Origin of the sequence: Chitinophaga sp. YR627, assembly GCF_900114995.1 — a bacterium.
Classification (GTDB): domain Bacteria; phylum Bacteroidota; class Bacteroidia; order Chitinophagales; family Chitinophagaceae; genus Chitinophaga.
The window spans coordinates 1,314,577-1,337,798 of the sequence record NZ_FOUX01000001.1; the positions used below are offsets into that span (position 1 = coordinate 1,314,577).

Consider the following 23,222-nt stretch of genomic DNA (forward strand, 5'->3'; position numbering starts at 1 on the left):
GTGATTTATTGCGATTCCTCCGAGAACCGCTTGTCCGTAATAAAATGCCGGTCATTGAGGGTATTGAGAAACGCTAATAAATATTGTTTCTCATTCGCAGATAAAGGAATCCCTACAACACCATTTTGCCGGAGTAAAGGATCCAGCGTCGTCATATCCTGCACCTCCGAACTATAATGATTCAATACCGCATTTAAAGTATACATCCTGCCATCATGCATGTAAGGGGCTGTATAAGCCAGGTTCCGCAGACTTGGTACTTTAAATTTGTATTTGTCAGCTGCATTGAGTGTAACCGGATACCGCCCCTCATCATTATTCGGACCCGTACCAATACCGTTGTTGCGGAACGACTGATCCGTGAATAAAGGCTCTTTATGACAACTACTGCATTTCTGCTGAAACAATGTATATCCCTCTTGCTCTTCCTGTGTAAACGCAGGACCCTGTTTTCTGATCACGCTGTCGTATTTAGACTGATCGCTCACCAGCATCACCATAAACTGTGATAAGGCCTTCATCATCCTGGCCGTTGTGATCTCTTCCGTACCAAATGCCTTTTTAAACATGGTCGGATAAGGGGCGGTATTCCGTAATTTATTCAGCACATTCTCTACCGTTTCATCCATCTCTACCGGATTCGTGATCGGTACGATAGGTTGCATGTCAAGATCAAACACGCCGCCATCCCACATAAAGGTCGTATTCCAGGCAAGGTTCATAATGGGAGGGGAGTTGCGGCTACCTAAGCGGTCGTCTATCCCATGACTCACATCATGCCCATGATGGGTGAATGCGGCTGTCTGCAAATGACAGAATCCACAGGAAACCGTATTATTCCGGGAAAGCCGTGACTCATAAAAAAGCTTCCTGCCCAGTTCAAATCCTCCCTCCGTAACCGGATTGTTTTCCAGTTTGTATACGGGCGCGGGAAAATGCGCCGGTTTTTTAAATCCGATGAAGGCCAGGATCTGATCACTTTTACTACATGCCAGTAGTAAAAGTGAGAATCCCGCGATCAGTATTACTTGTAATCGATGCATAGTTGGCGCTAGTTTTCAGTATGATCATGTGTAAACATGTTGATATAATTGCCGGATACTTTCGTACTAAACTCGCTGAACATCACCGTCGGATTACTGGCAATACTCACCGTCGTAGTACCATTGAACATCTTCAGGATATCTACCATCAGATGTACATTCGACTCACGGTCTTGTCTTACTTTTGCAATACCACCTGCCGTCAGATCTACCGTGATCGTTCTTACATTATTCAGCGTTGGTGCATTATAACCACCAAAGCCGCCAATGTGGTACCTGAACTTATGTTGCCCGCTTGGATCAACAGGCGCAACACTGGAAGTTCCTTCCATTTTGAAGAAGATATATCCACTATTCCAGCCCCAATACATACCGTCATCCATCCCGCCTGTAGGATCGAGTACCCCCGTCCGTTTGCTGATATCCATAGTGCTGCGAAGACTGTCTACACCCAATACAAAACTTAGGGAAGCATATTCGCCAACAGGCACCTTTACTTTTACAAACTGAGACGCGGCATTGTCTTCCGCAATCAGAAAGTAACTGCTGTCCTGCGGTACAGTGTATTCTTCTCCGCTGCTGGTTTTAACTTTTATATTGCTGATAAAATAACGAAGCAGGGATACTTTGAAATCTTCTCCGGCAGCGTTCGTATAAGTGCCCGTGTTCAGTTGCAGATTTTTATCGCCGACAATATTGTCAAACTGAATAGAAAGCATCGCTTTTTGATTGGTGTCAATAGCCGGTGCGACATTGTCTTTCCCACAGGAAGTAAATACGCTGGATAACAATGCCAGTGTCGCAATACATTTGTTGATGTGTTTCATCTGTTGATTTATTTAATTGAATGATGATGAGATATACCCCGTTCTGTATGGGCAATAGCCTCCCTTTTCCGTACATGCGTTTCTACGGAAGCGGATCAATGATGATTAAATTTGTTACAAATAGCAGCTATAATAGCTTATGTGACATAAGGGCAATGCACTCCCGATCCCGTATACGCGTGCGTTACGGAAGTCATCAGCATATTATAACCGGTTTTATTGAATATCCATCTGCAAAGGATTACCTGCAGCATGCATTGGTCAATAAGGGCAATAGTTATCCATTCCCGTATATGCGTGCATAATGGAAATAAACAAGCTGGATCGTATTGCAGATCATCAGGAATGATGAGACAATACAAGTCCTGATAGCAGTCGTTCATGTCGAACAGCCACTAATAAATACGAATCAAAAAAGAATAAAATGGAAAAGCTGATTAGCTGAAAGCTTAAGCTCCTGGCGGATGGAAGATGGTAAACGCCTGATCAACAGGAGTGCCGATACAAGCTGGATTATTATAGTGAGTATGTAATGTTGTATAAGCAGGAGTGAGGTCGGCAACATAAAAAGACGCATCGTAAAAGATCTCGCTTCTGTTGTCAGTCCTGCGTTCCGGATTATTCTGATCTCTTTTTTCTTCTTCATTCAACTGCTTCTTCAAATGGCATCGCCCATTACAATGCAGTTGTGGTTTGTCCTTATTTACACAAAGATTCTGCGCAATATATTCCTGGTTCAGATAGAACTCAAACATGACAAAATAACGGCCGGAGAGCTGGCAGAGCCAGATCATCATCAGCAGGACCGTTATGAGTTGTTTGCGCATCAGAAAGAATACAATGGTTAATGTGGGCAAAGCTATTAATAAAAAGAGTAAAATTCAGATAAAATTTAACTTCTTTTTCATACAGCACTGATTTGCTTTTTATGCAGCTATCTCGCCAGTTCCGTTGGCGCATACCCAAACTGCTTCTTGAATGCAAAAGAGAAGTGTGACAGATCCTCAAACCCCAGATCCAGGTAAATATCCGATGACTTCTGCTGTTTTTTGGCGATCAGGAAATGGGCTTCCTGTAGTCGTTTGTAGATCAGCCAGCGGTTGGGTGTTTCATTGAAGATCGCCCTGAAATCCCGTTTGAAAGCGGATAAACTTCTCCCGGTGAGATATGCAAAACGCTCGATGCTGACATTGAACCGGTAGTTATGATTCATGAACTCTTCCAGATTGATCTTCTCCGGTACGCCGAAATCAAAGAATATACCTGCCAGTTCAGGCTGCGATTGTAAAAGGATCAGCATTAACTCTTCCCGCTTTACATCTACAAAGGTTTCCATGATTTTCCCCTGTCCGTCATAATAAGGGATCAGCGAGTGTACAAAATTAGGGATCAGGGTATTCTCTGTAAGTCTGACAAACACATCAGATGGTACCGCCACCTCCCGGTTGGGTTTATACTTGTCCAGGAAGCGTTTCAGAAATTCCTCATCGAAAACAATGACCACCTTTTCAAACTCATTGTTCTCTTTTTCCTTATTATACCGGACCAGACAATTCTTCCGCATGACACAATATTCCCCTGGTCTGAGCGTATGCTGCGCATTACCATCAAACCCTGTGATCGCACCCTTACCGATATAGATAAAGGTGTGCTCACTGATATATTGTTCCGGAGAAATGGCCGGTCCGACAAAACAGGATTTTATCTGTGTAAATCTCATTTGATAAGATTAAGATCCAGGAGGCTGTTAGCTGTTGCTAAGATAGCTTCTTCCGTGCTTCTGGGTTGCCAGTTGAGCAGATTTTTTGCTTTCTGTCCGCTGGCGCCTTTGACCATTCCTAAAAGCGGTACCACCATTCTTACCTTTGGATTGAACAGGGCGGTGAGTTTGATCAGCCAGTTCGGAATTTCCTTTTTGGGGGCCATCGCTGCTTTTTCTCCCAGATTCGTTCTCAGTACATTGGCAATGTCCAGCATAGAATAAGCCCGGCCGGCAGATGCGATGAACCGTTGTCCGTTAGCGGCAGGAGATATCATTGCTTTCAGGTGCAGATCGGCAACGTCGCGTACGTCCACAAAGCTAAAGGACATCTTCGGACAACCACCTTTCATATTGCCATTCAGCATTTGTATGATACTCTGAACCGAGTGAGACATATCTCCTGATAGCACCGGACCAAATACCCCCGTCGGATTGACAGTTGCCAGTTCCATACCGGCGCCTTCGTTTTCTATAAATTCCCAGGCAGCCCTTTCGGAAACCGTCTTTGAGTGCTGATAAGGCGCGACGGTATCATCAATAACGGTCCAGTCTTCTTCTGTATACAGACTGGTTTTATTGGTACCCATACCGACTGCTCCGAATGCAGAGGTCAGCACCACACGTTTTACACCTGCTTTCTTAGCTGCCCGCATGACGAACAGTACTCCATTACGCGCAGGAACCAAAAAATCTTCCAGGGTCTTTGCATCGGTATTAGGAGTAGGTGAGGCCACATGAATGACGTAAGTACAATCCTTTACGGCCGCCTCCCAGGAACGTTCATCCTGCAGGTCAGCGGTAACAAAAGACAGGGCATCAAAAGACTGGATGCCACCCTGACGGAGCATCGCCTTCACTTCATCGGCCTTCTTCAGCGAACGCAGGGATGCACGCACTTTAAAGCCTGCATGCAGTAATGCGATCATACAATAAGAAGCGATAAATCCGGAGCCTCCGGTTACCAGTACCAGTTTGTTGTTGTTGGAATTTTCCATTTTTTATCATTTACGCAGTACAAAATTCGGGAGAAACCAGCGATCTCCATTTTGTTGAAAAGTCCAAAATTATTTTGTTGAAAGGGCCAGCAAAAAAGAGGTTATTTTAGGTGACGGGGGAAGGCTCAATAACGGCTTTTATTACCGGTTTGATGCCGCTTAGATATTTGTTATCCTACGTTAATCTTACGTTCCGGAACGTAAGATTAACGTAGGATAACAAAAGCGCAAACAATATCTCTTCAATAAAAGAAGGGTAAAAATCAGTATTTCCCGCACACGCTTTCTCTGCCTTTTGGCGTAAATTTGTATTGTATTCACGAGGCCAATTACTGTCTCATTATTCACCTAAAAGTCTGTGTAATATTGTATGAAAGGCGCGCCGTATCCGCGTCGGGTTAACTGTATATTGACAGGAGTAAGACTGTAGAGACTTCGGCAGAAAGGGGATAGGATTATCTAACCAGTTAAACAGCAAATGAGGATGGAACTGACATACATTAAAAAAGGCTACCCACCGGCGGTGAATAGCCTTATATTATGGCTAGAACAATTTCTCCATAGGTGGTTTTACACCGGCCAGCCGCAGATAAACAGTCGTTTGTCCCCGGTGGTGGGTCTGGTGTTCGAACGCTTTTTCAAATGCCTGTTCTTTGGTAATTTCAAAGCGGTCCATCAGTTTGAACTTTTCGTTCAGCTGTGCAGGCGTCAGCTTTTTAATACAGTTGATGGCAAAGTCATAGCTTTCCATCACTACTTTGGTCACGCCTTCTTTGGATTTATCAGCCGTTTTCTCGGCTTCACCAAAACCGAAAGGCGGCTTTTCACCAGTGGCTGCCGAAGAGAAACCATAATTGGCGTCAGCAATGTGCAACATCTGCTCTGCAAAAGAGCGCATTTCAGGTGTTGGCTTGAGTGAATAGTCCTTGTCCGGCATTGAGTCCAGGTATTCCCTGGTATACGCTTTTGCGCGTTCCCACTCTTTTACGATATCATCACCGGAAGTTTGTGCCCTGACGATACCGCTTATACCCAGGATGAGCAGCAGGGTCTGGAAAAAAGTAACAGTTTTCATTACGTGTATTTTTATTGGTGGCAAAATGCACTGGCATAAATTTAACACTGTTAGGTGAGATTTAGTTTAACAGGTATCAGCAAACTGATCTTTTCTCCTCCATGAAAATGAACACTCCCAAAGAATTGTATCTTTGGAACAAGGCATTACTCAAATTTTATATGACGCTGGTTGAACCACTGATCCGATATTTTAAAAACTACTTTCCGCTCACCGCAAAGGAAAAAGAGGAACTATCCACCCGTTTCAGCGAGCGTAAGATCAAAAGACGGGGTTTCGTCCTGCAGGCAGGAGATGTATGCCGGCATTTTACCTTCGTCGTAACCGGATGCCTGAAAATGTATGCCGTCGATGCTGCCGGTAAAGAGCATAACCTCCAGTTTGTGGCCGAAAATGATTGGATTGCCGATATGGCCAGTTTTTATGCGGCGAAGCCGGGTAAGGTATATATAGAAGCCGTCGAACCAACCACCGTGCTCCAGATCAAACATGAGGACCTGATCTATCTCTATATGAACTATCACAAGTTTGACCGGAACTTCCGTATCATTATCGAACAGAAGTATATCGCCTTACAAAATCGCTTACTCCTCAATATCAGCGCGACGGCAGAAGAACGATATCTGTATTTCTTGGAGCAATATCCCCATCTGGCCAACCGCCTGCCCAATACACAGATCGCTTCCTATATCGGGATCACCCCCGAGTTCCTCAGCAAGATCAGGAAGGAGCGTAGCTTAAGTTAGTAAAGACTGCTTATGCATCTTTTGTGTACATTTAAGAAACCCCCGTCATATGCATTTCAGCAAACTTGTTCCGAATGTGTTTTATACCGATATCAATGAAGGACTGACGTTCTTTGTCGATTGCCTCGCATTCGTCATCACACACGATGAACGTACCGCCGCTCAGCCATTTTGTGTGCTGGAAAAAGACGGACTGCGGATCAACCTGTTTGAGAATGCTGCACTGGCAAAGGAACATAACCCGGAATTCAGGCTTGTTACCGATGACATAGAAGCCGTCTACCGGCAAGTCGCTGCCTCGCACCCTGCATTTTTACACCCCAATCTCAGCACCATCACACGCAGGCCCTGGGGAGCCAAAGAATTCGCCCTGATGGATAAACAGCTGGGGGTGATCATTCAGCAATGGTAGACACCGGGATATGTATTTAAAGAGAATTAATACCCAGGTTCTTGCATACCAGGCTCTTTTTGTTTACCTTCGCGGACTTATGAACAGCAATATCACATCATCTTCCCTTACTCCACCTTGATAGTTCATCATTGACTATCGCTTACGCTCGTCTGTTACCGGTGAGCGCACTGTTCTGTTCACATCATTCGTAATCATTGATTCATCTTACTTTTTAAACTTTCATTTTCGTGAAGGCTTACCTTAATTTATTTGACTTTAAACAAAAGGTTAATTACAAGACTGAAGTATTGGCCGGGCTGACCGTGGCAATGACCATGATCCCCGAGTCGCTGTCTTTTGCCATCTTAGCCGGATTATCTCCGCTCACAGGTTTATATGCCGCCTTTCTCATGGGACTGATCACTGCTGTTCTTGGCGGCAGACCAGGCATGGTATCCGGAGGGGCAGGCGCTACTGTAGTCGTGTTGATTGCCCTGATGCAGTCACATGGAGTGGAATATGTATTCGCAGCAGTCGCATTGGCCGGTATCTTCCAGCTCTGCGTAGGTATCTTCAGATTAGGGAAGTTTATCCGCCTGGTACCACAACCCGTGATGTACGGATTCGTGAACGGACTGGCCGTGATTATTTTTATGGCCCAGATCCAGCAGTTCAGGGTAAATACGGGTAACGGGATGGAGTGGTTATCAGGACCTGCTTTGTGGACCATGCTGGGACTGGTCGCAGTGACCATCGTCATTGTGTTCTTATTCCCAAAACTAACCAAAGCCGTACCGGCCTCCCTGGTAGCCATCATTGTTGTCTTTCTGCTGGCATTGGGATTGGGTATCGAAACCAAAACAGTCAAAGACATTGCTTCCATCAGTGGTGGTTTCCCGCCATTCCATATCCCGTCAGTGCCTTTTAGTTTTGATACACTGAAGGTCATTTTCCCTTATTCACTGGTGATGGCAGGTGTGGGCTTGATTGAAAGTCTGCTGACTTTAAACGTAGTGGACGAAATCACCGGCACCAAAGGAAGGGGTAACAAAGAAGCCGTTGCCCAGGGTACCGCCAATATCGTCAATGGGTTCTTCACCGGTATGGGGGGATGTGCGATGATCGCACAGTCTTTTGTAAACCTCTCAGCTGGCTCCAGGGCCAGACTCTCCGGTATCATCGCAGCACTGACCATTCTGCTCATCATTCTTTTCGGTGCACCCGTGATCGAAAGAGTACCCATGGCAGCCCTGGTAGGTGTAATGATCATGGTCGCTATCGGAACATTTGAATGGATCAGCTTACGGATCATCAATAAAATGCCCCGTCATGACGTAGCGGTTGGTATCCTGGTGGCATTGATCACTGTCTGGTTACACAACCTGGCATTGGCCGTACTGATCGGCGTGATCATCTCCGCACTCGTTTTTGCCTGGGAAAGTGCCAAAAGGATCCGTGCACGAAAATATACAGATGAACACGGGATCAGACACTATGAGATCTACGGTCCTTTGTTTTTTGGTTCCGTGTCCGCTTTTATGGACAAGTTTGATGTACAAAATGATCCCGCGGAAGTGATCATTGATTTTAAGGAAAGTCGTGTAGCCGATATGAGTGCGATCGAAGCTCTGAGTAAACTGACAGAACGGTATCAGCAACTTAATAAAAAACTGCACCTGCGTCACCTGAGTGAAGATTGCCGTTTACTGCTGAAGAATGCGGAAGGTGTGATCGAGGTGAATATATTGGAGGACCCTGAGTACAGGGTTGCGGCAGAACCAAGATAAAAGCGTCTTATATATTATATATAATAAAGAGACGGGCAGCAAGGATTATTCCTGCTGCCCGTCTTTATTTTAATCAGACCATTATATCTGAATGATCTTCGCCGGATGTTTGGCATATTCCGGGAATACGTTCACGACCCAATCGGTATTGATCTTCATATAACTGGTCGTGGTACCATCACTGCAACCATACCATTCTTCCTTAAGTACATCACTATCAATGACTAACTGTACCTTATTTTCGGTATCGAGTAATACGCCGAATATAGTGGTCGCACCCACGGTAGTCCCCAGCATGCTCAGTAGTAATTCCGCCGGTGCAAAGGATACACGGGAGATACTAAGCGCACTGCTCAGGTCTTTCGTCACGAACGGTTTATCCGCAGTCGTTACAAAAAGATAAAAGGCCGTCTGCTGACGGTTACACAGAAAGAGCGTTTTAACCGTCTTCATTTGCAGCCGCTCATCGATCTGTATACAGTCTTCCATTGTAATCGCTTCATCATTTTCCACTCTTTCAAATGGGATGTTTTGCTGCTCCAACGTCGTATAAACCATTTGCTGTAATGGTGTTTTAAAAACCGCCGGAGCCGTCGTCATCACTTCACTTACATTGATCATAATGATATTTCCTTTCTGGTTTTTAATGATTTATAATAGTTCATCGCAGCAATCGCTGCAAGCATCACCACGATGCCGCCTATCTGTAACGGACTGACAGCCTCTTTTAAAACGATATGCGCACAGATCACCGCAACAGGAAACTCGATCGTCATCAGAATAGCACTGGTGCCTGCTCCGATATGCGGAATACCTACCGCGAACAGGGCCGTTGGTATCGTCGTACCTACTACTGCGAGGAAGATCGCCCATCCGAGGAAATCATATCCGAAGTGATTCGCGACAAGGATCGTTTTTGCATTGACAATAAAAATAGCCAGGGCCGAACCCACCATAATGAATGTACTTTTCGACTGCCATTTCACCTCCTTTGGTACCCTGCTGTTCGCGACAATATAAACAGCATAGGTCAGTGAAGATGCCAGGGCGAATAAGATGCCCTGCCAGGAAAAGGACAGATCCTTTGCATGCAGCAGATCACCAGCCATCACCGTACCGATCAGGATAAAGATAACAGTTATCGCTTCAGCTTTCCCCGGCCGTTGACCAAAAACGATCCATTCCAGTAATAAACTGAACCAGGTGAACTGCATCAGGATTACAATCGCAAGGGAGGCGGAGATATAACTCACCGATTGATAATAGAGGAAATTGGTAATACCGATAATACCGCCGGTTAGCAATAATGATAACAGACCTTTACGGGATAAAGGTGTCTTTTCTCCCCGGAAACTGCTCAGGAATAATAGTATACCTAAAAATATCGCGGCTAACAGGGCCTGCGAAAAGGCAATTTCCGCCGCATTATATCCATAGGAATAGATTAAGCGCACAAACGAAGACATCGTGCCGTACATCACGCCTCCCAGGAGGACCATGAATGAATATCTAAAATTTTTCATTTCAAGATTGTGTGAATAGATATAAAATAATCAGTACCTGCCATGTGGCGGCTAAACAACCTTGAAAGAGACAATAAGTTGCAGAGAACATCCTGCCCGTTGTAGTGGCGGGCATCGGATAATCCGGTTATTCAGCCTTTAGGCTACCGGAGGAGGCGTGTTGGATGCGAAGAAAGAAAATGTCATAGCATTGAATATGGTGACGAAGATAATAAGAAAATAACAGCTTGTCTATCTTCTTTTTAGAGCAGTGACAATACCTACCCTTAAACTAGATTAAGACTATTTATTAAGATGGTTTATTGTACCGGGTAGTCCGGATGCGCCAACTTTGCATCAAATTGAAGACACTATGCAAAGTCAGCAGGAGAATCAGGCGATAGAAAAATTGTTATCAGATTTTGCGGCCACACTGAATGCGGCAACTATCCAGCACATCTCTTCTTTCTTCACGGAAGATGCCGTGTTTATGCCAGATGGTTTTAAGATACTGAAAGCAGCTGATCTGAAACGTACCGGTAATGGATATCTGCAACGATCTCATTTTCAGATCGGATTTACCATAAAAGAAGTGGAGATCGGCTTGCCCTATGCATTTGTACGCGCAACTGCCGCCGCAGCACTACTCGACCCGGATACACAGCAATTAATCACACAGCAGAGCCGGGACTTCTTTGTACTCAGAAAGGACAACGAAGACTGGAAGATCTTCCGGTATATGTTTAACCGCGTGAAAGTAAAATAATTAAACAGATCATCATGAAAGCAGCAGTCATATATCATCCGGGTGGTCCGGAACAACTGGTTATCGAAGAAAGAGCGATCCCCACAGCACCAGCGGGATGGGTATTGGTGAAAGTAAGAGCATTTGGGCTGAACAGATCAGAGCTGATGACACGCAAAGGCATGTCGCCCGGTATACAGTTTCCCAGGGTACTCGGGATTGAATGTGTTGGGGAAGTGGAGCAGGACCCTTCGGGAGAATGGAGCGCCGGACAAAAAGTAGCCGCCTTTATGGGAGGCATGGGTAGGGTTTTCGATGGCGGCTACGCCGAATATGCCATACTACCCAAAGAGGTCCTTTATGCCTTTGAAAGTCATCTGAGCTGGGATGTGCTGGGCGCTATTCCGGAAATGTTCCAGACCGTTTACGGCTCCTTACACCTGGCACTGAAGATGGCAAAAGGGGACTCTTTACTGGTGAGAGGTGGCACGTCTTCTGTCGGTATGCTGGCGATCCAGCTCGCAAAAAGACAGGGTTTGACGGTCACAGCCACCACGCGGAAAGAAGAGAAAAGAGCTGCTTTATTAAAGAATGGGGCTGATAATGTGTTGATTGACGATGGTCATTTGGCAGCGCAGGCGAAGTCGTTACAGGCAGGCGGATTTGATAAGGTCCTGGAACTGGTAGGTACGGCAACCCTGAAAGACTCCCTGCAATGTGCTGCCCCCGGAGGGATCGTTTGTATGACAGGCATCCTCTCCGAACAATGGTCCGTTCCTGATTTTGCCCCGATGGACTTTATACCTTCTGCTGTGAGTCTCACTATTTACAGCAGCGGACAAATCAGGATAGCCGCCAATAGCTTTCAGCAGTTTATCCGGGATGTAGAATCCGGCGATATCCGTTTGAGCATAGGTGGCATTTTTACCCTGGAGGAAATCGTGGCTGCACATCGGCTGATGGACAGCAACATGGCCAACGGAAAAATAGTAGTACTTCCACAACACTAACGCGAATGACGATGAATGCAAATGTATTATCCTGTCATATAACAACAGACACGGTAGCCGATACCTTCGGGGCTGATGTACTGAATGGATTAAGTCAGTTACCTAAAAGACTGCATGCCAAATACTTCTATGATAAAGAAGGCGACAAGCTGTTCCAGGAGATCATGGCTTGTCCGGAATATTACCCAACCCGCTGCGAACTGGAGATCTTTCGTGATAAGACCGCTGAACTGGCAAATGCGATGATAACAGGCGAAGCATTCGACCTGATAGAGTTAGGTGCAGGTGATGCAACCAAGTCACAATACCTCCTGCAATACCTGGTAGATCGTCATACGGCTTTTACATATATGCCGATCGATATCTCAGGGAATATCCTCTCCGAACTACAAAATCGCCTGGAAACAGTAATGCCCGATCTCTCTTTGCACTGCCTGGAAGGTGATTACCTGGAGATGCTCGACAAAGCGACGGCTTTATCCTCCCGCAGGAAAATCGTCTTATTCCTGGGCGCCAATATCGGCAACATGGAACCCCGGGAGGCAGTGGCATTTTGCCGCAGTCTCCGGGAACGGTTACAACCAGGTGATCTGGTACTGATCGGTTTTGATCTGAAAAAGCATCCACGGATCATCCGGAATGCCTATGATGATAGTGCAGGAATTACGGCGAAGTTCAATCTGAATTTACTGAAAAGGATCAATCGGGAACTGAACGGGAATTTCGTAACCGAACAGTTTGAACATTATCAGAGCTACGATCCGATGACCGGTGCCTGTAAAAGTTACCTCGTCAGTTTGTGTGATCAGCAGGTGACGATCTGCAAAAACCATTTCAATTTTCGCAGAGATGAAGTCATCTATATGGAGGTTTCCCAGAAGTACGCAATTGAGGAAATTACCACATTGGCAGACAAAACTGGCTTCCGGTCTGTACAAAATACCTACGATACCAGACGCTGGTTTGCAGATGTATGCTGGGAAGTAGTGTGAGTCATAACAATCTGATTTTAAATATGAAAGAACTACTTGTTCAATACAATACTATAAGACAACACAGCCAAAATATATGTGCGCCTTTAGCAAAAGAAGATTATGTGGTACAACCAGTAGCAGATGTGAGTCCGCCGAAATGGCATCTTGGACATAGCACCTGGTTCTTCGAAACTTTCGTACTAAAACCTCACTTAACTGCCTACACGGAGTTCGATCCACAGTATAATTTTGTCTTCAATAGTTATTACGAAACGATCGGAGCCAGGGTGATCAGAACAGACCGTGGTAACCTGAGCCGTCCTTCTGTAGATGATATTTATGCTTATCGTAGTTATGTAGATGATGCGATGCGCACATTGCTTGCCGGACCATTAACAGCCGAACTTGCAGGTATCATTACTTTAGGTTTGCATCATGAGCAACAGCACCAGGAATTATTATATACTGATATTAAATACATCCTGGGGCATAATCCATTATTCCCTGCATACAGCAAGACACTGGTTGATGATGGACCGGCATCAGCAGGCAGCTCTTTCCTGACAATTCCTGCCGGTATTTATGAGATTGGTTATCAGGGGGCGGACTTCTGTTTTGACAATGAACTGGGAAGACATAAGGTATACCTGGGAGAATATAAGATAGCCGATCAGCTGGTGACTAATGGCGAATACCTGGACTTTATAAAAGCCGGTGCTTACCAGGATTTCAGATACTGGCATGCGGAAGGTTGGGATTGGGTAAAGAAGAATGATATCACTGCTCCTTTGTACTGGCATCTGGTGAACGGTAAGCGAATGGCTTATACTTACGCCGGTTTACAGGAACTGGACCTGGCTGCTCCGGTATGTCACATCAATTATTATGAGGCAGCCGCGTATGCTGCCTGGAAAGGACAACGTTTGCCAACTGAGGCGGAATGGGAAATCGCATCCCGTCAATTTGCATGGGGCGCAAGATGGGAATGGACCAATAGTGCTTACCTGCCTTATCCCGGATTTACCAAAGCACCGGGAGCCGTGGGAGAGTACAATGGTAAGTTTATGGTGAACCAGATGGTATTACGGGGTGCATCGGTGGTGACGCCGGAGGGGCATAGCCGTCATACCTACCGGAACTTCTTTCATCCACAGCATCAGTGGCAGTTTACCGGTATACGTCTCGCAGAATAGTCATATTAATCTTATAAAAAAGGCCCGCCATACAGCGGGCCTTTCTACTATCTAAGCCATTCATGTAAGTCCTTCAGTACCTCTGCATTGATCTGATGCCCTATATTATTGTATTCGTGATAACTTAATTGTACCCCCAGTGGCTGCAGGTAGGTGTTGGCTTCCCTGGCATAATGGATTGGTAAAGTCCCATCCTGTACGCCATGAGAAATGAAGACTTTCAGGTGTCCCAGTGCTTCATTTTTCATCACGCCTGGTCTGATCTCCTCTAATATCCTGCCGCTCAACGCGATAATTCCCTTTACTTCACCGGGATGAGTCAGTCCGATGGTAAAACTCATAATAGCACCCTGACTGAATCCACCGAGGTAAACTTCGTCAAAATGGTATTGCTGTTTCATCTGTTGGATGAACTGCAGGATGACAGCTCTGCTGGAAGCCTCCTGTTTGATATCAAAAACGGGCTTGCCGGTAGAAAAATCGACATTATACCAGGCATATCTGCCGGGGCCGATAGTATATGGTCCGCGGGCAGAGATGATATAGTAATCAGCTGGCAGATGTTCTGCCAGTCCGAAGAGGTCCTGTTCATTACTGCCAACACCATGTAAAAGGATGATGGCTTTTTTCTTTGCGGACGTCGTTTTAGGCTCCCGCACCAGGTAGTGCAGAACAGGTTTGTCCGTCGTCAGCGTATCTGAAAGATGCGTGCTCATAAATAAGTTTAAGAAAGTCAGCAGTAAAAGCATAGCGGGTATTTTATGTCCGTCAACCTATCTTCAGCGAAGTCATGGTCAATGAACCTGCCACCGCTTTGTCATTGAAGAAAGAGAGGTCGTCTTTACCGCTTTTTAATCCCAGCGTATAGATCAGCGGGAGATAGTGATCCGGTGTCGGGATAGCCAGCATCGCTTCCTTACCCAGTTTGTCGTAGTTGATCAGTGCTTTATGGTCACCCTGCCGGATGAGGTCTTTGAACTGGTCATTGATCTTACCTGCCCAGTCATAGGCAAACTGTTCATTCAGTCTGTCCCAGGCAGCCATTCTCAGGTTATGAACCATATTACCACTGCCAATGATCAGTACGCCCTTTTTGCGGAGGGCCAGCAGTTCTTTTGCCAGATCGTAATGATACTGAGGATGTTTGGTGTAATCGATACTGAGTTGTAATACCGGGATATTCGCCTGTGGGTACATATGGCGCACGACGGTCCAGGTACCATGGTCCAGTCCCCAGTCGTGGTCCAGTTCTACCTGTGTGGAGTGGATCAGTTTGGCGGTCTCTTTTGCCAGTAATGGATCGCCGGGTGCGGGATATTGCACAGCAAAGAGTTCTTTTGGAAAACCACCAAAGTCATGGATGGTCTTTGGGAAGTCCATCGCTGTGATCTTAGTCCCTCTGCTCAGCCAGTGTGCGGAAACGACCAGCACCGCTTTGGGTGTAGGAATTTCCCTGGCCATTTGTGTCCAGCGGCGGCTGAATTCAGTATCCTCGATACCGTTCATGGGTGATCCGTGCCCTATGAAGAGCACAGGCATCATATGTTCTTCTTCCTGTAAGTTATCTGTGAAGTTCTTAAATGCGGATAATGTTGTCATACTTAAAGCTCCTACTGCTATCGATTTAATAAAATTTTTCCTTTCCATCTGAAACAGTCGTTTGTAGCCGGAGGGAGCTGGAAATCATGTATATGTTCTCATGGGCGCCCTGTCCGACTGATTGGATATACAAAGTTAACCGGAAACAGGAGCTTATTCGTTGCTTTGGAGCAAGAAATCGGAGGGGTGCTTCGTTCCCCGTAATGAGTAACGAAGCCCTTATACCATATGATGGGTTATAACCTGGCTTATTTTCATGAGTTTAATGCTTCACTTTCCAGATCTTATCAGACGCCGGTAGATACTCCGGCAGCGCCGCTGATCCATACCAATTATACAGTTCCAGTTCAAAAACACCCGCTTTCACAGCCGGGTCAGTCTGCAACAGCTCTTTTGCCGCATCGATTGTCCCTACATCTTTCAGAATGAAGATCCCGCGATAGGTCTTGTCATTTTTTCCCAGCGGACCGGCAACTACCAGTTTACCTTCTTCCACCAGGCGGTTGATGTTATTCATATGTCCACGGAAAAGTTCCTGGAGTTCGTTTTTATCTGTTGTCGGGTTGGTACCTGTTTTCAGGATGGCAAGGATGTAGCTCTTCATGCCATAATCGTCTGAACCGAGCTTCAGGGCGAGTTCCTTGTCATATTTGGGATTGGCTGTACCGGTATCTTTGACACCGTCAATTCCCTGTTTGAACATCTTAAATGTTTCTCCTTTGCCTTTACCATCGGATACTTCCACCTGTATTTCACTATCACTTATTCTTTTATATACCAGTTTCTTTGGAAAATCATGCACCGGATTCTCAAAAACAAGATCGGCACCCGCTTTACTTTGCTTAAACGAAACACTTTTACCACCGTTTTGTCTCACTACGGTAGCGGTGTAGGTCAGCAGATTTTTTTTGCTGCTCAGGTCCAGGTATTCGGAGACCTTCATGTTCCCGTCCTTTAATATATAGGAGAAGCCCTTCAGTGTTTGCGGATTGAGACTATCCCAGTGTTCGTACAGGGAGGTGTTTTCCTGTTTCCAGGTGCCTTTCAGAAAGGAAGGAAAGGTGGATTGGGAAAAAGTGGCGTGTACCAGGAGGAGGAGAAAACTGGTCAGGATGTATTTCATGGTTGATATTTTTGTGGTAACATGTCTCAATACTTATAACTGTCCGGATAGGACAGTTTGCCTGACAGCTAAATTAGGAAAAAGTAGCGGGTACTGTAACCAGCCTGTTTGCATTGCATACATTTCATGGCGGATATACGGGCAGAAAATTAGTGCATACGGAATGCCAGACCGGCATTTCCGAAATAGTTACGTTCGGCTGTAAAGATCGTGTGACCAAAAGCCAGATGTACAAGCAGGTCGGATGTGATATGGTACAGGACCCCGCCATCTGCATTGTGTATTGGGGAATCTCCCGGCGCATATTGTGCAAAGTATTCTCCAAAAACAGTAAACCTGTCAGTTAGTTCATATTTCAGGTCTCCGCTGACCTGCCATATCCACCTTTTCTCAAAGGCTTCCTGTTTATATGAGCCATTAGCCGTCACGGTTAGTTTATCCAGCTCTTTTTCCAGTACAAGCGTGACCTGAGGAGACCAGTATCCATAATTGCCGCTGTGGGATGTGACAGGGATGTGCAGATACGATATCAACGCGATATCGGGAAGCCGTTTTTTATCTTTCACTAACGAGATCTTTGTGCTTAGCGCCAGCGGATATTGTCCCTGCGTGGTTTCCGAAATAAAAAGGTCTCTTTCCTGGCCCTGTTCAACCAGTAATCTGGCTTCAATGTTCTTAAACAATCCGTATCGTATCAGGGATGATGAAATCAGGGCTGTTTTGCCGGAGGTGCTTAACTTATTATAGTAAAATTCTGTTTCCAGTTGCAGGGTCTTTTGCTCAACAACGCTGGCGCCATCCGTCTGGTCCGGCCGGTCCGTATTGATCTTGTCCTGTGCCTGTGTTACAGTAGAAAAAAGCATACCTCCGGTTAACAGTAAGCCTGCGAGAAGTTTGTTCGTCATATACAGTCTGGTCTATTGTCTTTTATGTCTAGGCAATACATATACCGTGCCTGGCCCTGCTATAAACAACAGGGCCAGGCAAAAGACGTCCGTCAGTATTATTGGTGTGACTGCAGGAGTGCCAGTGCTATCACTAATGAAGACAAGATACCAGACATTGATGCCGGTATCCTGCTCAGTTGTTTCAGCGTTTTTTAGCAGTTAACTTTTTTGTTATCAGTACCGCAGCTGTTGTAACAAGCGCGGCAACTGTCACCTTCTTTATTAAACCTGTACGATTGTACTTCCATTCAGCTTTCCAGCCTTTCTCTGCAAAGATGTTGGGGATGTGTCCTTTCCTGAGGTCATCCGCGATCCCTTCTACAACATTGACGCGGTCTGCCAGTAATAAAGGAAGCCAGTGGAGATAGCTGGATTCGCTATGTTTGAACGCATACCTGCGAATTTTGCCACTCCATCCCGACGGGGGACAGGTAGTACCAAAAACAGCACTCACTTCCGGACGTTCGTTGGAATGCAGCACTTCTGCTGTAAGAGTTTGTTGTACAGGTCTGTCCCAGTTCAGCCGCTGATGATCATCCCCGGTATATTTTTTCATCGGGTAAGTAGGCTCATTATCAGGGTCCGCATCAACGCCCCAGCCTTTGATATGTGAGAATTTCTTTTCTAAATCCATAATTGAATGATTTATTGTCTTGCAGACGGTGGAATAAGAATCGGTTTGATACAGTTGTCCAGTTTAGCAGAGAAAATATGATAGGCATCTGCCACTTCCTCCAGTGGAATACGGTGTGAGACGATCGCTTTAGGGTCAATATAGCCTGATCTTACATGTTCTATTAAACGGGGCAGCAGGCGTTTCACAGATGCCTGATTAGCGCGTATGGTAATTCCTTTGTTAACCACATTGCCGATAGGGACCAGATTGTCCGTCGGACCATAAACACCTACAATAGATACAATGCCTCCTTTTTTAACGGAGTTGATTGCCCAGTGTAGCGCTGTAGCGGAGCCTGCCTGTAACATCATCTTTCTGCCTGTAATAGTTTGCATGGCATTTCCGGCTGCGTCGCTGCCTACCGCATCAATGCAAACATCTGCGCCGAACCAGTCTGTGATCTTTTTCAGGAATACGACAGGATCTGTCATCGACCGGAAGTTATAGGCTTCGCATTGCGCATAGTTACGGACAAAGTCCAGCCGGTATTCAATATGATCGATGACAATGACTCTGCCAGCCCCAAACAACCATGCACATTTTGCAGCCATAATGCCAACCGGACCAGCGCCAAATACCACCACAGTGTCACCTTTCTTAATGCCTCCCATCTCCGCTGCCTGGTAACCGGTAGGCACGACATCTGTCAGTAATACAGCGTCATCAGGGTGCATATCTTCCGGGATAACAAGTGGGCCGACGTCCGCATAGGGTACACGCACATATTCTGCCTGTCCGCCGTCAAAACCTCCTGCTGTATGAGAATAACCAAAGATGCCGCCTACTGCGGTTGCTTCCGGATTGGATTCATGACAGTTGCCATACAACTCCTGTTTACAGAAGGCACACTTTCCGCAGGCGATGTTAAAAGGTACCAGTACTTTATCTCCCACCTTTAGTTTTTGCACACCGGGACCAACAGCCTCCACAATGCCGATAAATTCGTGTCCGAAAGTAGACCCGACACGCGTATCAGGTACCAGCCCGTGATACAGGTGAAGGTCTGATCCACATATACAGGACCGCAATACACGCACAATTGCATCCTCCGGATGCTCTATCTCTGGTTCCGGTTTCTGCTCTGCACGGACCCGGAATGGTCCTCTGTAATTCATTGCCAGCATAAGTATCTTTTAATGTGAGTAATGGTCGCTGCTGCTTAGCTACCGGATGCAGCAGGCAGTATTAAAAGAGGCCGAAAAGTATGCCGGGATGCGATAGCCCGTATTTGCTATGCAGGAGGTAATAAAGTGAGGTTTTAGGTCACAGGAAGGATAGATAGCCGTTTATTATCAGCTACATTATTAAACATTTAACAACAGGCACTGATATGCCTGACCCTCAGGAGGATGAAGAAGCCATTCGGGAGACCCGGAAAGGAGATTGGCTATGCCGCCCTGCGCTTACTTTTTTTTATCAGATCTCTTTGCATGATCTTTTGTATAAGCGTTTTCAACCTTGACTTGTAATCGGACACCAACCAGTCCGTATAATTCTTCGTGACTTTACCCAGGCATTTCCCATATTGCTTCACGCGCCACTGAATTTCCTGGTCCAGCTCATCGGCTAATTCCAGTGCCTGAGGAATAGTTTCACTGTTTTCGATACACATCAGGGCCTGTTGCCGGATAGCATCTCTTATGACCACCATTGGCTTCAGACCATCGGCTACTGCCTGCTGGTGCGCGGCCTGAATATCAAATGAGAACTGTAAAGTGTTGGGGAACTTTGAGCGGATATCAGAAGAGATGACATGGCCTTCACCTGCGGACTGATTTTGTACACGCTCAGTATACAACTCAGGTTGGTCAAACACGAGCTGCCAGTCCACCGGGGCATCCCATTCACCAAAACGGTCGATATTATTGCCCAGGTCAATGATCGTAAAATTCTTCTTTTTAGGCAAACTCCTGGAGCCTCTTCCGATCATCTGGTGATAAAGCGTCAGCGAAGTAGTGGCGCGGTTTAGTATGATCGTCTGTACAGAAGGTTCGTCAAAACCTGTTGTGAGGATGGACACCGAACTCAGGACCGCTCCTTTGGTCTTTTTAAACCATTTCAGGATTTCCTCCCTTTCTGCCGCAGATTGGCGATTATCGAGATGTCTTGCAGGATAACCTGCATCCTGAAATAGTTTACAGACATTCCTGGATGTGAAGATGCCGTTATTAAAAATGAGTGTCTTTTTATTTTTAGAATGTGTCTCATAAGCATGCAGGAGCAATTCGAGCATCGCTTTCGAAGAATATAGTTCATCAGAAGTACTGATAGTGAAGTCACCCTGATTGCCCGTCTTTAAAGAATTCAGTTCTACATCATAACGCCAGCTGGCGGGTTTTGCCAGATAACGCTGCCTGATCAGACTACTAATGCTTTCCCCGATCACCAGTTCGTGATAGCTTTTATTCATGGGAAGCTCAGCATTCGAACTTAATGGCGTAGCAGTTACACCAATTACGACAGCATTCGGGAATTTACTGAGCAGTTTCTGAAAGGCATTATGATGTGCCTCATCAATAATGACAAGGCCAATAGAGGAAGGATCGAAGAGCCCTTGTTTAAGACGGTTGCGCAATGTTTCCACCATGGCCACATAGCAGTCATGTGCTGACTTATCACGAATACGTCTGACCGTGCTGTTGATGATCTTGTTACGGATCTGCATCGTCTTTAACGTTGTCGCCGTCTGACTACATAATTCAATACGATGGGTCAGCACGATCACTTTTTGATGATGGTGCGTGATATACCATTGGGCAATCTCAGAAAATATCCTTGTTTTTCCTCCACCGGTAGGTAATTGGTAGAGTATTCTCCGACCGGCAGGTGCATGTTTTAGTTTTTCAAAAAGTATATTGAGGTCGCGTTCCTGGTAAGGGTATAGGTTACCAGGCTTGCTCACATGTGCATCTTGTTCCATAAGTCTTCCCGCTTTGTTATTGTTCAGCCTCCTTTTACGTGGAGGCTATCATAACTTCTTTATCAAACCTGGGGCCAACGATGAGACAGGTGCCTGCTATGTGAGCAGCCTGCTATGCATTATGCTTTTGTCAATACTTTCTCATACGCTCTTCTTGGCGATCCCCTGAAATACACTTCCCCACAATAGATATACCCGCGTTTCTCAAAGATCTTCATCATCGCAGGATTATCAAAATTAGTATCTGCTTTCACACTATATACCTGGTGCGCAATGGCATAATCTTCCACAAACGCCATTATTTTTCCGGACAAACCTTTCCCCAGGTGTTCCTGTGAAATCGCCACCCTGTGTACCACTACAAAATCTTCATTTGTCAGCCATTTCCCTTCAATACCTGCATAGGCTGGTTCATCGTTGATCAAAACGGCAGTATAGCCGACAACTGTATCATCTTCTGTTAATACGAAACCAATGCCGGTTTCAATGTCCTTCTGCACAACATCCGGATTAGGATATCCATCCTGCCATTGTTTACTGCCGTCTTCTTTTCTGCGGATGATCGCCTGTTGCAGGATGTCCCATATCCGGGACTGATCTGTGGGAAGGGCTCTTCTAAATGCGTATGCCATTTTTCTTAGTCTGTTTAATGATAATACAACACAAAATTATATTGATAAAAGCCAGCGCGCAAAAGATATAAAGAAATACCGATACGCTGAACTGCTGGATCAGCCAACCTGTTATGATGGGCGTCAGCGCCTGTGCGATCAGGGGCATGCGCGCCAGTTTGGAAATGATAAGTGCATACTTTTCCTGTCCGAAGATCTCCAGCGGAAGCGTGCCCCGTAAAATAGAACGCATCCCATTACCCATACCCAGGATGATCACACCGGCTGTGGCAACGATCGGCGCTGTAGACAATAATAGTATACCTGCCATGATCGCTATACCTGAGACAACTGCCGACAACAGGGACGATTTCCGGGAGATCAGCAGCTCCAATACCCTGACACCTGCCTGACTGGGACCGAGAAATGTTACTGTACCAATCACCGCTGTCATAGACATGCTTTTATCTGACAGGATATCAATCAGATGTATAATGATCCCCGTCGTCACCACGGCCCCTATAGTAAAATGGACCAGCAGCAGATAATACAGCTGTCCTTTCAGCTCCCCCAAAGAGGTAGTGGTCTCTTTGGAGACTGTCCGTTTGGTATGCGTAGTTCCCGGTTGCCGGAAGACAAAGTTGTACAGCGGGAATATCGTCAGCAGTAATATTGCCGCATAGATAAAACAGACGGTTCGCCAGCTATAGGTATCCAGCATCAGCGATTGCAGATACCAGGAAATAGACGGCGCCAGCGAAGCGATCAGGGTCACCTGTACAATAACCTTCCCCGTACCAGGACCATACTTTTTGCCAAGAGAGGCAAACAACGCATCATATAGGCCCATGCCCATCGCAATGCCGATGATGGTCCAGCTTATGAGGTAGAGTACAAAGTGCCGGGACAAACCCATGAGTATCAATCCGCAGGCCATGACCACCCCCGCATACTGTAAGATGTAATTCCTGTCATAAGCGTCGATGATTCGCCCTATCCGGGGTAATACCAGTCCGGAGATCAGCAGGGCCAGCGACAGCGCACTGTATACCATCTGATAAGACCAGCAGGTTTCCTGCATGATAGGTTTGGACAGGACCGATAGTATAAAATAAGATCCGCCCCAGAGCAGGATCTGCGCAATTCCCAAAGCCGCATTATTGGTATAGGATGGCTTTGCAATTTCCGATGGCATGATAGCACTTTCCATAATTCCTGACGCAAAGTTTGCGGAAATGTCTACATTGGCAAAACGTTATTTTTCGATGCGGGTCATCGATAAAACCGATTGTG

At 45.9% G+C, this 23,222-nt stretch carries 24 protein-coding genes; 7 read left to right on the top strand and 17 right to left on the bottom strand.

The window, feature by feature from the left end; genetic code table 11:
- Positions 1-5: 5 nt before the first annotated feature.
- The 6 genes from BMZ72_RS04765 to BMZ72_RS04795 all read right to left on the bottom strand — a co-directional run bounded on the left by BMZ72_RS04765 (position 6) and on the right by BMZ72_RS04795 (position 5,702).
- Positions 6-1,043: a cytochrome-c peroxidase gene (locus BMZ72_RS04765; protein ID WP_089805762.1), complete on the bottom strand. Its 1,038-nt coding sequence runs from the start codon at positions 1,041-1,043 to the stop codon at positions 6-8.
- Positions 1,044-1,051: 8 nt separating this feature from the next.
- Entirely contained in the window at positions 1,052-1,870 is an 819-nt protein-coding gene (locus BMZ72_RS04770; RefSeq protein ID WP_089805764.1) for an MbnP family protein, read from the bottom strand.
- Positions 1,871-2,319: 449 nt separating this feature from the next.
- Positions 2,320-2,697 carry a hypothetical protein gene (locus BMZ72_RS36270; protein ID WP_143087601.1) on the bottom strand — a complete coding sequence of 126 codons (378 nt, stop codon included), beginning with the start codon at positions 2,695-2,697 and terminating at the stop codon, positions 2,320-2,322.
- 107 nt (positions 2,698-2,804) lie between these two features.
- The gene (locus BMZ72_RS04785; RefSeq protein WP_089805770.1) at positions 2,805-3,590 is read right to left on the bottom strand and encodes a helix-turn-helix domain-containing protein; all 786 of its coding nucleotides are present in this window, start codon (positions 3,588-3,590) and stop codon (positions 2,805-2,807) included.
- Positions 3,587-4,627, bottom strand: coding sequence for an SDR family oxidoreductase (locus BMZ72_RS04790; protein ID WP_089805772.1), 1,041 nt, complete (start codon positions 4,625-4,627; stop codon positions 3,587-3,589). Before BMZ72_RS04790 ends, BMZ72_RS04785 begins: the two co-directional genes overlap by 4 nt.
- Before the next feature lie 544 nt (positions 4,628-5,171).
- Positions 5,172-5,702, bottom strand: coding sequence for a DinB family protein (locus BMZ72_RS04795; RefSeq protein WP_089805774.1), 531 nt, complete (start codon positions 5,700-5,702; stop codon positions 5,172-5,174).
- Between the two features lie 101 nt (positions 5,703-5,803).
- Between BMZ72_RS04795 and BMZ72_RS04800 the strand changes: the two genes are divergently transcribed.
- From BMZ72_RS04800 to BMZ72_RS04810, 3 genes are all read left to right on the top strand, one after another.
- On the top strand, positions 5,804-6,448 hold the full coding sequence (locus BMZ72_RS04800; RefSeq protein WP_255373107.1) for a Crp/Fnr family transcriptional regulator: 645 nt from the start codon (positions 5,804-5,806) through the stop codon (positions 6,446-6,448).
- A gap of 49 nt (positions 6,449-6,497) precedes the next feature.
- A complete protein-coding gene (locus tag BMZ72_RS04805; RefSeq protein WP_089805776.1) occupies positions 6,498-6,860 on the top strand; it encodes a VOC family protein in 363 nt (120 codons plus the stop codon).
- 230 nt (positions 6,861-7,090) lie between these two features.
- Entirely contained in the window at positions 7,091-8,629 is a 1,539-nt protein-coding gene (locus BMZ72_RS04810; protein ID WP_089805778.1) for a SulP family inorganic anion transporter, read from the top strand.
- Between the two features lie 81 nt (positions 8,630-8,710).
- Here BMZ72_RS04810 and BMZ72_RS04815 read toward each other — a convergent pair whose 3' ends face one another.
- Complete coding sequence (locus BMZ72_RS04815; protein WP_089805781.1) at positions 8,711-9,250, bottom strand: prolyl-tRNA synthetase associated domain-containing protein; 540 nt, start codon at positions 9,248-9,250, stop codon at positions 8,711-8,713.
- Positions 9,247-10,152: an EamA family transporter gene (locus BMZ72_RS04820; RefSeq protein WP_089805783.1), complete on the bottom strand. Its 906-nt coding sequence runs from the start codon at positions 10,150-10,152 to the stop codon at positions 9,247-9,249. Before BMZ72_RS04820 ends, BMZ72_RS04815 begins: the two co-directional genes overlap by 4 nt.
- A 352-nt stretch (positions 10,153-10,504) precedes the next feature.
- Between BMZ72_RS04820 and BMZ72_RS04825 the strand changes: the two genes are divergently transcribed.
- Genes BMZ72_RS04825 through egtB form a run of 4 tightly spaced genes read left to right on the top strand, consistent with a single transcriptional unit; the run spans position 10,505 to position 14,053 of the window.
- Positions 10,505-10,897, top strand: a complete 393-nt coding sequence (locus BMZ72_RS04825) for a YybH family protein (RefSeq protein ID WP_089805785.1) — start codon at positions 10,505-10,507, stop codon at positions 10,895-10,897.
- Between the two features lie 14 nt (positions 10,898-10,911).
- The gene (locus tag BMZ72_RS04830) at positions 10,912-11,886 is read left to right on the top strand and encodes a zinc-binding alcohol dehydrogenase family protein (protein WP_089805787.1); all 975 of its coding nucleotides are present in this window, start codon (positions 10,912-10,914) and stop codon (positions 11,884-11,886) included.
- Positions 11,887-11,891: 5 nt separating this feature from the next.
- Positions 11,892-12,878 carry an L-histidine N(alpha)-methyltransferase gene (gene egtD / locus BMZ72_RS04835; protein WP_255373108.1) on the top strand — a complete coding sequence of 329 codons (987 nt, stop codon included), beginning with the start codon at positions 11,892-11,894 and terminating at the stop codon, positions 12,876-12,878.
- Positions 12,879-12,901: 23 nt separating this feature from the next.
- Positions 12,902-14,053 carry an ergothioneine biosynthesis protein EgtB gene (egtB, locus tag BMZ72_RS04840; RefSeq protein WP_089805791.1) on the top strand — a complete coding sequence of 384 codons (1,152 nt, stop codon included), beginning with the start codon at positions 12,902-12,904 and terminating at the stop codon, positions 14,051-14,053.
- 47 nt (positions 14,054-14,100) lie between these two features.
- On the opposite strand, the gene BMZ72_RS04845 is transcribed toward egtB, so the two are convergent.
- The 9 genes from BMZ72_RS04845 to BMZ72_RS04885 form a co-directional block, all read right to left on the bottom strand.
- Positions 14,101-14,769 carry an alpha/beta hydrolase gene (locus BMZ72_RS04845; RefSeq protein ID WP_089807228.1) on the bottom strand — a complete coding sequence of 223 codons (669 nt, stop codon included), beginning with the start codon at positions 14,767-14,769 and terminating at the stop codon, positions 14,101-14,103.
- Between the two features lie 52 nt (positions 14,770-14,821).
- Complete coding sequence (gene ygiD, locus BMZ72_RS04850) at positions 14,822-15,700, bottom strand: 4,5-DOPA-extradiol-dioxygenase (protein ID WP_218155202.1); 879 nt, start codon at positions 15,698-15,700, stop codon at positions 14,822-14,824.
- Between the two features lie 214 nt (positions 15,701-15,914).
- A complete protein-coding gene (locus BMZ72_RS04855) occupies positions 15,915-16,775 on the bottom strand; it encodes a DUF6265 family protein (RefSeq protein ID WP_089805793.1) in 861 nt (286 codons plus the stop codon).
- A gap of 149 nt (positions 16,776-16,924) precedes the next feature.
- A complete protein-coding gene (locus tag BMZ72_RS04860) occupies positions 16,925-17,680 on the bottom strand; it encodes a transporter (protein ID WP_089805797.1) in 756 nt (251 codons plus the stop codon).
- Between the two features lie 184 nt (positions 17,681-17,864).
- Positions 17,865-18,356, bottom strand: a complete 492-nt coding sequence (locus BMZ72_RS04865) for a hypothetical protein (RefSeq protein ID WP_089805799.1) — start codon at positions 18,354-18,356, stop codon at positions 17,865-17,867.
- Between the two features lie 11 nt (positions 18,357-18,367).
- Positions 18,368-19,522, bottom strand: coding sequence for a zinc-dependent alcohol dehydrogenase (locus BMZ72_RS04870; RefSeq protein WP_089805800.1), 1,155 nt, complete (start codon positions 19,520-19,522; stop codon positions 18,368-18,370).
- A 263-nt stretch (positions 19,523-19,785) separates the two neighbouring features.
- The gene (locus BMZ72_RS04875; protein WP_089805802.1) at positions 19,786-21,318 is read right to left on the bottom strand and encodes a DEAD/DEAH box helicase; all 1,533 of its coding nucleotides are present in this window, start codon (positions 21,316-21,318) and stop codon (positions 19,786-19,788) included.
- Between the two features lie 119 nt (positions 21,319-21,437).
- Positions 21,438-21,950: a GNAT family N-acetyltransferase gene (locus BMZ72_RS04880; RefSeq protein ID WP_089805804.1), complete on the bottom strand. Its 513-nt coding sequence runs from the start codon at positions 21,948-21,950 to the stop codon at positions 21,438-21,440.
- Positions 21,934-23,139, bottom strand: coding sequence for an MFS transporter (locus tag BMZ72_RS04885; protein ID WP_089805806.1), 1,206 nt, complete (start codon positions 23,137-23,139; stop codon positions 21,934-21,936). Before BMZ72_RS04885 ends, BMZ72_RS04880 begins: the two co-directional genes overlap by 17 nt.
- Between the last annotated feature and the right edge of the window lie 83 nt (positions 23,140-23,222).

Excerpts from the sequence above, each read along its gene's own strand:
- BMZ72_RS04765 (WP_089805762.1), bottom strand. The coding sequence starts at position 1,043 with ATGCATCGATTACAAGTAATACTGATCGCGGGATTCTCACTTTTACTA.
- BMZ72_RS04770 (WP_089805764.1), bottom strand. The coding sequence starts at position 1,870 with ATGAAACACATCAACAAATGTATTGCGACACTGGCATTGTTATCCAGC.
- BMZ72_RS36270 (WP_143087601.1), bottom strand. The coding sequence starts at position 2,697 with ATGCGCAAACAACTCATAACGGTCCTGCTGATGATGATCTGGCTCTGC.
- BMZ72_RS04785 (WP_089805770.1), bottom strand. The coding sequence starts at position 3,590 with ATGAGATTTACACAGATAAAATCCTGTTTTGTCGGACCGGCCATTTCT.
- BMZ72_RS04790 (WP_089805772.1), bottom strand. The coding sequence starts at position 4,627 with ATGGAAAATTCCAACAACAACAAACTGGTACTGGTAACCGGAGGCTCC.
- BMZ72_RS04795 (WP_089805774.1), bottom strand. The coding sequence starts at position 5,702 with ATGAAAACTGTTACTTTTTTCCAGACCCTGCTGCTCATCCTGGGTATA.
- BMZ72_RS04800 (WP_255373107.1), top strand. The coding sequence starts at position 5,804 with ATGAAAATGAACACTCCCAAAGAATTGTATCTTTGGAACAAGGCATTA.
- BMZ72_RS04805 (WP_089805776.1), top strand. The coding sequence starts at position 6,498 with ATGCATTTCAGCAAACTTGTTCCGAATGTGTTTTATACCGATATCAAT.
- BMZ72_RS04815 (WP_089805781.1), bottom strand. The coding sequence starts at position 9,250 with ATGATCAATGTAAGTGAAGTGATGACGACGGCTCCGGCGGTTTTTAAA.
- BMZ72_RS04820 (WP_089805783.1), bottom strand. The coding sequence starts at position 10,152 with ATGAAAAATTTTAGATATTCATTCATGGTCCTCCTGGGAGGCGTGATG.
- BMZ72_RS04825 (WP_089805785.1), top strand. The coding sequence starts at position 10,505 with ATGCAAAGTCAGCAGGAGAATCAGGCGATAGAAAAATTGTTATCAGAT.
- BMZ72_RS04830 (WP_089805787.1), top strand. The coding sequence starts at position 10,912 with ATGAAAGCAGCAGTCATATATCATCCGGGTGGTCCGGAACAACTGGTT.
- egtD (WP_255373108.1), top strand. The coding sequence starts at position 11,892 with ATGACGATGAATGCAAATGTATTATCCTGTCATATAACAACAGACACG.
- egtB (WP_089805791.1), top strand. The coding sequence starts at position 12,902 with ATGAAAGAACTACTTGTTCAATACAATACTATAAGACAACACAGCCAA.
- BMZ72_RS04845 (WP_089807228.1), bottom strand. The coding sequence starts at position 14,769 with ATGAGCACGCATCTTTCAGATACGCTGACGACGGACAAACCTGTTCTG.
- ygiD (WP_218155202.1), bottom strand. The coding sequence starts at position 15,700 with ATGGAAAGGAAAAATTTTATTAAATCGATAGCAGTAGGAGCTTTAAGT.
- BMZ72_RS04855 (WP_089805793.1), bottom strand. The coding sequence starts at position 16,775 with ATGAAATACATCCTGACCAGTTTTCTCCTCCTCCTGGTACACGCCACT.
- BMZ72_RS04860 (WP_089805797.1), bottom strand. The coding sequence starts at position 17,680 with ATGACGAACAAACTTCTCGCAGGCTTACTGTTAACCGGAGGTATGCTT.
- BMZ72_RS04865 (WP_089805799.1), bottom strand. The coding sequence starts at position 18,356 with ATGGATTTAGAAAAGAAATTCTCACATATCAAAGGCTGGGGCGTTGAT.
- BMZ72_RS04870 (WP_089805800.1), bottom strand. The coding sequence starts at position 19,522 with ATGCTGGCAATGAATTACAGAGGACCATTCCGGGTCCGTGCAGAGCAG.
- BMZ72_RS04875 (WP_089805802.1), bottom strand. The coding sequence starts at position 21,318 with ATGGAACAAGATGCACATGTGAGCAAGCCTGGTAACCTATACCCTTAC.
- BMZ72_RS04880 (WP_089805804.1), bottom strand. The coding sequence starts at position 21,950 with ATGGCATACGCATTTAGAAGAGCCCTTCCCACAGATCAGTCCCGGATA.
- BMZ72_RS04885 (WP_089805806.1), bottom strand. The coding sequence starts at position 23,139 with ATGGAAAGTGCTATCATGCCATCGGAAATTGCAAAGCCATCCTATACC.